Below are 11,160 nucleotides of genomic sequence, written 5' to 3'. Positions count from 1 at the left end.
GACACTGTGGGGCGCGGACTAAAGGAGCTTGCTGAAGAGAACATTGTCTACAAGAGCGAAACCTCCGGCAAGTCTTACAGTTTCAACACGGCAGAGAAGCTGAACACCTTACTATTACGGATGATACGGAGAATGGGGCTTATAAAGGTGGGCAGTCATGTTGACCTGGACTTTGACCACCAGTTTGTTCCTGCCCACAAGTTCGATGCAAAGTATTCCTACAAGCAGGACCATGGCTATTTTCCTGGTTGGGCTTCCATTGGAGGTATCATAGTTGGAGGTGAGAATCGTGACGGAAACACCAATGTGAGATTCCATCAGGAAGACACGCTCCGTCGCATTATGGACCGTGTAACCTCAGAACTTGGTGTGGTAATAGAGCGTTTCCGTGCTGACTGCGGGTCGTTCTCAAAGGAAATCATACAAACCGTAGAGCAGCGCTGCAACACGTTCTACATTCGTGCTGCCAACTGCGGCAGTCGCTATGAGAACTTCCGACAGTTGAAGGAATGGAAAGGCATTGAGCTTGGCTATGAGAAATGCGATGTCACGTCCATCAGCATGGACAATTTAATAGAAGGAAAGTCATACAGGCTTGTCATACAGCGTAGTCCCTTGAAAGACAAGCACGGCAGGGAATAGACGGATATGTTCGGAGTGATATACACATACCGCTGTATCCTCACCAATGACTGGGTATCTACCGAGAAGGACATCATTACATTTTATAATGAGCGTGGGGCAAGTGAAAAGAACTTCGACATACAGAACAATGACTTCGGCTGGTCACATCTGCTCTTTTCCTTTATGGCTGAGAATATGGTTTTCATGATGGTTACCGCCATGCTGAAGAACCAATTAATATTCCTCGAAAAAAAATAGATTTTTTTGATAAACATTTTCCCTTAAACTTGGGCTGAACTCTATATGAAACAGATATTACTCTTCTGTCAGTATTAGGCGTCACTTTTTTTAATAATTACATAATAGAGTACATCCTCGTTATTTCTTACGACATTTACAGAACCATTGAGAGAGTCAAGGTTCAAATACTTGCTGTCAGATTTATAACCACCACTAATTCCGTGGTCAGGCCTGATTTCAACAAGACCTCCGTCTTTTGTTTCTATTTTCAGCCAACGATGGTGGTTTGCGTCATTAAATGAATGTTCTGGCTCTATACCCAATACATTCATAAACAAATTATCCGTATATTCGTCAGCATCCTCTTTACAGGAGAAATTCATATTAATAGGAGTCCATTCGTTGTACCTGTCGTTATAACATTTTCTCTTTGGAGAGTCTAATTGTAAGGTTATACTATCGATCGTATAACCAAAGAGTTGCTTCATCTCTTTGATGAGGTAAACAAGCATCAAACTTGCCAAGGCACTGTTTACATACATATCACTAAATGTAATATTAACATGTTTACCTTTCAAGACTTCAACGAGCATATCTGTGTCCTGCTGATTCAGCAGGAAAGGTGCAATTGCAGTAGAGAAATAATTCTTAATCTGGAATGTTCTTGCGTGTGTAAGACCTTCACGTACAACTTGTGATGGAGACATTACATAGGTTGGTTCTTTCTGTTCATTGAATGTTACGCGATTATTATCCACAAAGACATAATGACAATTCTTTCCCCAGTTATTAGAAAACGACAAGACAGAGTCTTTGTCTGTGAAGTACCTGAGTACCCCGGTGTTACGCTCAACAATAACAGCAGTCTTCATTTCACCTAGATCCTTGACAATCGAGACTTCACAATCAGGAAATTTATCCTTCAAATTGATGAATGGAAGTTTCTCTGTAAGTGAATTATGAAGTTCAGGATGATACTCAACTACAAGGGAAATGTTTTTACCATTTGATACTCCTGTTTTGATGTGTTTTCCCATCTCTGAACGGACACTTGACCAATCCGTAACAACATTATCATCTGTCAGGTCAGAAATGCACAGGGTTATCTTCTTGACTTCAGGATCCGTGACCGACAGTTTTACTATATCCTTCAAGGGTTGACAAACTACTCTTGCTGAAGGGCTTGAAGCCTTTACATGAGCAGGTACTTCAATGGCTTTGTTCTTTTGATGGTTCAGCCAATCAAGAGCCTTTGCCTTTGATAAAAGGTATGAATAACGATAATTGTTACGGTCAATCAAACATCTTGCACAAGCGCCACCTTCTATATGACAGTTACATGTTGTTTCTTCAAGTGCTTGTCTTGCAAGGTCAAAAATTTCCTGGCAAAGAACAGGATTCATCAATTTCAGTGAATAACCGCATCCTCCTTTTGCTGTATCAAAGATGAAGAGAACCCAGGCGTCAAGTTCTTGTTTGATGCCAAAGTCAACTTCGCCCTCATCTATTCCTTCGCTTAAAGCTAATGCACGTTTAAGGACAACACCAAGAGAGTATACAAGTTGCTCATCGTTTTCAAATTTTGAAGATACTGCATCCTTCTTGAAACGTAGCACTGTATAGCAAGTAGGATGATTACCTGTTAATACAACGTGACGTGCAATATCATTATCGTTGGCTTCACAGCCATCACCCCAAAGTCTCTTATGTCCAGGCTTGACCGCATAAGGTACACTTTCTTTTGAAGTTATGGCGGTATACTCAACAGATGCTCGTCCACAGCGCTTACAGAAAGCAAATCCATGTCCATTACCAACATTATAGAATAAAATGTTACCAGTTTCACCACTGGTGATAAGCTCGCACATATTTATGTCCTTATGTTTACTCCAATCTGTTTTCAACAAGACAGGTCTAATGTCATAGTAATGTTTTACGGTCTTTTCTTCACGTGAACTATCTACATTCTGATCAGTACAGAAACCTATAGGTTCATAAGCAAGAGTGAATGAGCCATGATCTTTATCAATAATGCTATGATATGGATTACCGCAGGAACATAATGCACCTTTTTGTAGAATCCTTTTATATTCAGTCTTACCGCAATGTATGCAATGATAGATTGCTTTGGTTTGTGTTTCTTCATTATAGGCACCAAGTAGTTTGATTCCAGCAGAAACATAGTTTTTTTCGTTTACAACAACAGTCTGCTCTGGTGCATATTCATCGAGAGCTGTATGAATATCACGCGAAGCCGTTGTTGCACGACGAAGATTGGTAATCTCTTTACGAACCTTATTCAGTTCGTTCTGTAGGTTAAATTTCTCTATACTATCGGACTCTGCAGCTATTCTGTTTTGTAATTTATCAACATTATCGTACAGGCGATGTAGTTTTACAGACTGGTCTCTATCAGTGAAATCAAATGTTACTACACCTGTTGGCATATTTGCATTTGGTATAAACTGGTGGTCAGACAGGTAGTTTAGCAAACCTTCCGACTTGGTTTTTCTTATCTGATTGCTAATAGCTATCTGTCGTCTTGTATCATTTTGGAACTGAACAAAGGCTGCATTAAGTTCACCAATTACAGTATTGTATTCTTTCTGAATTGCTTGTATTGTTTCCTTTGTGACATTTATGGTATATGCGATGTTTTTTCCAAAAACTTTTTTGAATTTACACTCTTCTGCTTGATTTGTGCTCATATCATCCAAGAATTGGATAAATGTGTTACAGGTGGAAGTCATAAACTCGTCAATTGAAACAGTTACCTGAATTCCGGATCCGTTGTCACATATAAACTGTCTGAAGAAGAACGAATTGATATGTCGTTGTATGACAGTCTGACTCGGACGAACCTTAATCATATGGTTTGTAGTCTGCAATGCCCACATCGGATTTGCGAATGCGTGCTGTCCAACTGGTGTATTATTGCATAACGAGAATGCAATAGCCTTGCTTTGGCCCATACGGCCAGCACGGCCTACACGCTGTAGATAGTTGGCTGCAGTAGGAGGTACGGTATCCATCAATACAACGTCAATGTCACCAATGTCCACGCCCATTTCCATAGTAGTGGAACAGTGAAGAACATTAATCAAAGGGGTCTTTTGACTAAATGATCTGGTGTAATCACGGAGTAATTGTTTTGATTGCTGTGCAGAGTGTTCTGCAGCAATATAAATAGGAGTTTTGTGATAAGCATACTTATGGCGGTCAGTCCAAAGGCCAGCAGCCTTCAGAGCCTTGATGTTTTCATCATTTTCCTGCCAGTTTACGACCTCTTCATTGTCTTTAGGTCGTGAAGGCATGGTTATCTTACTTTCGTTACATTTGTATTTAACAAACAACCTTTCACAGATTCTTCCTGTGATCAATGGGCTGTATCCGCAAAATGTGGTATCTAAAAGCTGATGTGAGACAGGACATACCCATGCATCTTGCAATCTCTTAACTTTGCAGACATTATTTCCTTCTTTACCCGATAAGTCAAGGAAATAGCAATCTACATATTTGTTATCCGGATAGAAGCGTGGATTATTATACCCGTCTGTATCGTCAGCTTTAACCTTGGTAAAGACTTTCTTTTCAATTAAAGTATTCCATGCTTCGGTGATAATTGCATCAACGATTCTTACATTAGCCTGTAATTTCTCAACCGTATGTATACCTAACCCTGCACAGAGAAGTACAACAAGTCGTGATTGATGTTCAAAAACCTTTCCTCCCTCGACAATCTTTACAGAGGGCCAACGTTTGATTTTTTCTCTTTGGTCATCAGAGGCTGCAATTGGAGTGCTTAAATTGCTTTCACGGACATATTTCTTCTCATCATCTGCCAAAGGCTGAATGTGGTTGCCCAGCCTCATTACATAATCTATGGCGAGTTTCAAATAATCCTGCCAATCCTGGTCTTTGATAGTTATCCCGTTTTGGTCTGCATAATCTGCCAATACAGAAGGAACTTTTGCAGTCTTCAAATCAAGATAGTCCAGATAGATAAAGCCCATGGTTTCTGCATTGGTTTCATACGCTGGACGTCTGCCTATAACGCCTCTTATCAGTGCGCACTTATATGCATTCTTATTCTTTGCACCATCATTATTTGATATATGGTCAAACATCGCTTGGTTATATATTGCTTCTGAAACATCATATAAAGACACTCCGTCTGGAGAAGATGGGGCATTAGCCAATATCATGGCTATCTGTTCTGCTGTCAAAGTATTCCTTACAGGTTCTGGAATAGTATCTAATGGACTTGTTGTTTGTATTTGAGAAAGTCTCTCCAGCATATTCTTATTACTTTGATTACGCTCAACATTAATATTGAACGTTTTAGCAGAGATAGCGGTTCCTTGGCGGCTATCTGTAAAAGCGATATACTTTCCCCAACTGTTCCCTTCATGAGCACATTCTCGAAGGAAAACAGGTGAAATTGTCTGGTTGATAAAGTTGATAGGAATACGGAAGTGTTTTAAATTAAGTCGTTTCCCATGAGCTAATTTCCCGCATCCAGGGCAATAAGAATGTCCGTCATCTTTTCTGACTTCGACCCATGTGCCTTTGCTGTCAGCATGAACATCCAATATTGCTCCAGTACTATTATGCACAATGTTCATGGTTACAGAATGAGCTTTGGCAACAGGAGTAAAGAACTTTTCCTTTTCGTATGGCATAAGAAAGAATATGTCAGGACTGCCTGAACTGGCCATTTCATCCTCTTCCTCTTGTTCAGAGGTAAGATCAATAGAGAAATAATCATCTCTGTTAGCGGTGTCTTCACAAGGGGAAATCTTATGAGTCTGTGAGTCACTACAGCCCATTAACACAAAACTACCACATCGCTTACATTGTACAATTTCAAGTAATGGTACACCACACTTTGGACATACTGATGCCTTGTATGTGGTTAGGTGTCCATAAATCGGTGAAGCAGGATTAGCACTATCGCAGTTTTCATTTGCACAAGCATAAAGTCCGTTTATGGAACGCATAAAATAATGTGCTCTAAGTGACAGGACAGGAGTTTTTCCTTGGGACATTTCGCAAAGTCTATCCAGAAGCTGCAATGCTGGTATCAGATCAGCCCTGTCAAAGGTTGTGTCCGGGCATAGATGTTCCCACATCTGCTGAAGTGTCATGCCAGAAACTTTATTTATTTTGTCACGGAGAGACAATACATTATCAACAGAAGGGAGATTATTTGCTTTAAGTTCAACGGCAAGTTGGTCCTTATCCAAAGGACGAACCAAACGCTGACCACCGATAACCTTAATCCGTTCAACGGACTGGCCTGTAACCGTTGAGATGAAGTCTGAAAGCGACTGAGAACCCTCGTCACCACCAATCGTAGCAGATGTACATGCAAATCGTACCTGTTCTGGAGTTCTACCGAAAGCCTCAAGTACTCTTTTAATCTGATATGCGAGTTCTACAGCCGCAGAACCGGAATAACTATGTGCTTCATCTATAACTATCCAGCGAAGTCTGTTAGCTGATTCTTGTAACATTTGCTGATCTTTTTGACGAACAAGTATATACTCCAGCATACTTGGGTTTGTCAGAAGAATTTCAGGGCGTGTTCCTTGGTTATTTGGGTCACGTATATCATCACGGGTTACAATCTCATTTGGAAGAATTTCATCTCTACCATCAGCACGATGTTCTGGAGTGTATCCATTATATAATGCAAAATGTAAGCCGGTAGCCTTACAATACTCAGATAGACGTTTCTTTTGATCTTCCATCAAGGCATTGAGAGGGTAGAGAAAGATAGCTTCTATGGCATTAGTGTGTCCTTGCTCATAAAGGTCACTCAGAATAGGGTACATAAAGCACTCGGTTTTACCTGAACCAGTACCTGATGTTACGACAATACTCTTTCCTTCAGCCAAACTTTTCCAACTCTCTGCCTGATGTTTATATGGAGGATACTTGACTCCAATACCAAGTTTGCTGATGATTGTCGGATTCAAAGCATTTTTCCAACTGTCATCTGGTGCAGGTTCCCATCCGAAAGTACTTTGGAATACAGGTTCTGACAATAAGGGTTCTCTGTCAAAGAGCTCGTTAACGGCAGCACGCATAGGATGGTTTCCTGGTGTCCAAAGAGAAAGCAATGCTAAACGCATGTTTTCCTCTGATTCTTTATAGAAATTCTCAAACTTCATTTCAATGAGATAATTTATTGTTTAGTGCAATTATAAAATGGGGATTTGACGATTTGCTGCAAAATATGATACTTCTTCGTATCTCATCCTTTACCGTAAACAAATCTACTCCCTTTTTGATATGGGCTACGACCGCATTGACTCGTTTAAACAACCATTGTTCATTACCAGATCTATTTGGTTCATTATAAGTATTGAAGAATAAAGCAACTTCTTCTCCAAGATATTCCTGATTTGAATCGATATAGTCATCTTTCTTTAGTTCTATGGGATATATTTTCTTTGGAATCTTAATAATGGTTTCTGCTAAATCGACAATAATATCATTTGAAGGAATTCCATAAGATTCAGTAAGTGAAGAAACGCAAAAGGTCTTTCAGCCAATCTGTAAAGAGAGACAAGACGTCATTGAAGCATTGAACAATGTTACTCATATATTGTTCAGGATCATTCAAAGCACTTAAAAGCTTTATCATATCTTCTCCTTTATAAGTCATGGACCATTTAATGTAAATATCTTGCACTGCTGGCACCATAGGGTCACTGATAAAGGTGTTAAGTTGACTAAAGATGCCGGAAAGATATGGTTGAAGCCAATACCATTGAAAAGCAAGGTCACTACTGAATATTTTAAGCTTTTCCTTCAAGATTTCACGCTCATTGTCATCCGTACATTTAACGAATAATTGAAAAACCAGACATATCAAAGCTTTATAGTCTTGTGCTGTACAGTATAATTCCAGAATAGAACTTGCAGGAATATCTTCTTTTTGAGATCGGTCAAACCACCCCAGAATTCTTTTCCACAAATTATCGCCAAGAGTGGATTTTTTTAATTTTCTTTTATAGAGCTTATGGCATTTTCCCTGTTGTTTGCTCTAAAAGCTCCATCCATCTCTCTTGTCAAATCTACAAGGGCAGGACAGATACGTCCCCTTGTACGACCAATTACGATAGTTTTTCCCCAAGGACGAATATCCTCAGGAAGCGTGTAGGAACCGTTTTCTTCATCAAATGATATTTCTATTGGTTCCAATTCAGGTTCCTCTAATTTCAATAATTTAAGTACACCTGTAAATTTAACAGGAGTATGATTGTTTCCTGTAATTATCAGTCGCCCATTACCTATTTGCTTTGGTCGATATGGCGAATCTTTTATACTGAATTCCAAACTGTTACTATTGCTAAGAGAAAAAGATACTTTAAGCTCTGCATTAAGCATATTCATTGAAGTTCTTTCCAGTTTTGACCGCAGATTTTCACGAGAATCAAACAATATAAGCAGGTTTCCTTCGTATGGAATTGGCTTAATTGCTTTTCCTTTTTCAAAAATGTAAAGTTTGTCGTTCATCCATCTCAGTTCTCGGACGACATCACCAAAAGAATATTGCTTGACATTTTGTCCTACAATGTGGTATTGGTATTTGTCAATATCAGTGTATGGCACCCAACTGTCATTTATGACATTATCTCCATATATGTTTATAATAGAAAAATCCTTAAACGGAGCCTTGACAGAGATTGTAAATTGATTCAAACTGTTACCTTCAGGAACTAATGTGAAATGTATACACCTATGGTCAGGGCAGTCTTCTTTTTTTATCTCCCAAACATCATTAGCCTTCTTGACTCCTTCGTTTGTAGTTACATGTCCGTGATCCCAGGTCACTTTAATCTGACAAGTATCTTTATCTGCATGTTGTAAGCTTACAGAAAATCCATTACCAATGTTCATAAGTTTTATTGGTGTAACAAAATTCCCATTAGTATCAACGGCTCTTGCAAATATTTCTCCATAAGAAGGTTTGTCAGACCATTCTGTCTGCCACTTGTTGCGGAATTGAACGTTAATCTCCCTCGTGTTTTTTTTACCATTATCAGTATCATAACATAGAGAAAAAATACTGTTTTCCGCATTATAGAGTGGTTCTATCACATCAGGTATATAAAGTGGAGGAGTAGCCATCTCTGTCCAGTAGAGAGGTGAAGCCATACCAAAAGTGATAATACCGTCAGCTCCTTTAACAATAATATTATCAATGAAATCAGAAGGAATCTCTATTCCCTGAATAATTCTGTTACCCCATTGATAATCAATAATAGTAAATGAAGTTTCATTTTCAATGTACCAATCCTTAGGTATAAGCAGGAATGAATCTGTCCTGCCGATTTGATTACCTAACTCATACTTGCCATCTTTCTTACGATAAAGCAAGTGAGGGATGCTCGTGTCTAGGTAATCAGTAATATATGGTTTCTCTTGTTCATGTAAGAAAAGGGATATACTGTCACCATCAGCATATGGATGCTTGCTGACTACCGGATAGCGACAGAAGTTTTTAACATAATCGAATGTGTCAACTGCTTGCCCGTTCTTTCTGACTTGAACAGAAAAAAAGGTACATGGGCCAATCTGTTCTCAATAAGAAAAGCCTCAGGAAGATTTTGGTAGCCTTCAACTACGTACTTTGAATATATTTTCTTTTCTACAGTATCAATTCTGAATTCCCAACCAAGAGAGTAGGGGTGGATTTGACGGTGACGGATCTTTTCTTGTTTGGCAAGTTCCTGCAAATATATATACCAAACATCTTGCTCATTCTGACAATAGAATGGCATAAGCATGAATTGCGCTGACTCAACTCCAATAATCAGCTGGTTACAATAATCCTTCAAGCACTTACTTTGAGAAGCAACTATTCCCAAATTAAGTTCTTCAAAATCTACTTTTCTGTTTACCAGTCCACGGGTAAATCGGTCCCATACGCCACCATTTTCACTTCCTGTTACCAGCTTCATTGGCAAACCACCTTGATATAACATGGAGTCAAGGTATCTTCTGCCCCCATTTCCCTCAAAGAGTTCTAAGTCTAACGCTTTAAGACCACGTTGAGCAGACTCATAGAATTCATCACGTAGTTCTAAAGTAACATAAATACCCAAAGAGTCAAGTATCATTTGGACACTATGAGGACCTTCATGATATTCCCTACGCCAAAATTCTGCAATATACAGGACACATTCCTTACGAACGGTAATGAAACGATTACTACAATTTCTATTGTAAATATGGATTTGGCGTGCTAAGAGTTGTTTCAGGTTGGCATACTCTTCAGCAGTAACTCGGATTTGCCACAAATATTCTGGACATTTTTCGAGGTTGTGAGCCGTTAGGATAGTTTCAAAATAACCCATAGCTTTTTCTTTGCTCTTAATTCTGTAGCGTAAAATCTTTGAGAGATTCAAATGCCTGAAAAACAAAGTCTTCAAGACATTTTGAAATATCAGAAATTTCAGCTGGTCTTAGTGCTGCAAATATATTAGGTCCTTAATTCCGCAGCATAAATTCTTGTAAGAACTCCAAGTGTCTGAGAAACAAAGTTCTCAAAACACCTGGATATGTCAGAAATTTCACCTATCTTGGTGCTACAAACATAATAAGTAAGCAAAAATCTGACATGACAAAGGTAGCAATTAAAAACGAGAATATCACTTCTTTCGGAGGAATTTATCACATTATGGACGTTTTCTCAAAGTTGGGCTTTGAAAAACTTACCAAATCCGTATTGGACAAACGTGGAAGTAGTGGCAAAGCATTCAGCTATGGGAGTATTTTCGGCTCTCTCTTCTTCAGTTACCTTTGTGGTGGAGAATGCCTTGAGGACATCAATGTGCTTATAGGGCAGTTCAAGCAGAGACCTAATACGCTATTGACACTGTGGGGCGCGGACTAAAGGAGCTTGCTGAAGAGAACATTGTCTACAAGAGCGAAACCTCCGGCAAGTCTTACAGTTTCAACACGGCAGAGAAGCTGAACACCTTACTATTACGGATGATACGGAGAATGGGGCTTATAAAGGTGGGCAGTCATGTTGACCTGGACTTTGACCACCAGTTTGTTCCTGCCCACAAGTTCGATGCAAAGTATTCCTACAAGCAGGATTTTGGCTATTTCCCTGGTTGGGCTTCCATTGGAGGAATCATAGTCGGAGGTGAGAATCGTGACGGAAACACCAATGTAAAGATTCCATCAGGAAGACACGCTCCGTCGCATTATGGACCCGTGTAAACCTCAGGAAACTTTGGGTAGTGGTAAATAGAGCGTTTCCGTGCTGACTGC

General features: G+C 39.4%; 4 protein-coding genes and 2 pseudogenes. 2 read left to right on the top strand and 4 right to left on the bottom strand.

The window, feature by feature from the left end; all coding sequences use genetic code 11:
* Positions 1-870, top strand: a pseudogene (locus HMPREF0666_RS07640) (transposase); the annotation flags it as partial.
* Positions 871-956: 86 nt separating this feature from the next.
* Here the strand turns inward: HMPREF0666_RS07640 and HMPREF0666_RS07635 are convergent.
* The 4 genes from HMPREF0666_RS07635 to HMPREF0666_RS07620 all read right to left on the bottom strand — a co-directional run bounded on the left by HMPREF0666_RS07635 (position 957) and on the right by HMPREF0666_RS07620 (position 10,235).
* The gene (locus HMPREF0666_RS07635) at positions 957-7,040 is read right to left on the bottom strand and encodes a DEAD/DEAH box helicase (RefSeq protein WP_009011811.1); all 6,084 of its coding nucleotides are present in this window, start codon (positions 7,038-7,040) and stop codon (positions 957-959) included.
* Between the two features lie 347 nt (positions 7,041-7,387).
* Positions 7,388-7,849: a hypothetical protein gene (locus tag HMPREF0666_RS07630; RefSeq protein WP_009011810.1), complete on the bottom strand. Its 462-nt coding sequence runs from the start codon at positions 7,847-7,849 to the stop codon at positions 7,388-7,390.
* Positions 7,850-7,872: 23 nt separating this feature from the next.
* Entirely contained in the window at positions 7,873-9,255 is a 1,383-nt protein-coding gene (locus tag HMPREF0666_RS07625) for a hypothetical protein (protein WP_009011809.1), read from the bottom strand.
* A 101-nt stretch (positions 9,256-9,356) separates the two neighbouring features.
* Positions 9,357-10,235: a hypothetical protein gene (locus HMPREF0666_RS07620; RefSeq protein ID WP_009011808.1), complete on the bottom strand. Its 879-nt coding sequence runs from the start codon at positions 10,233-10,235 to the stop codon at positions 9,357-9,359.
* Positions 10,236-10,498: 263 nt separating this feature from the next.
* Between HMPREF0666_RS07620 and HMPREF0666_RS18655 the strand changes: the two are divergent.
* Positions 10,499-11,160, top strand: a pseudogene (locus tag HMPREF0666_RS18655) (IS1380 family transposase); the annotation flags it as partial.

Source organism: Prevotella sp. C561, assembly GCF_000224595.1.
GTDB lineage: Bacteria > Bacteroidota > Bacteroidia > Bacteroidales > Bacteroidaceae > Prevotella > Prevotella jejuni.
The sequence above is the reverse complement of the archived record's forward strand: the minus strand, read 5'-3'. Positions and strand labels throughout refer to the sequence as shown.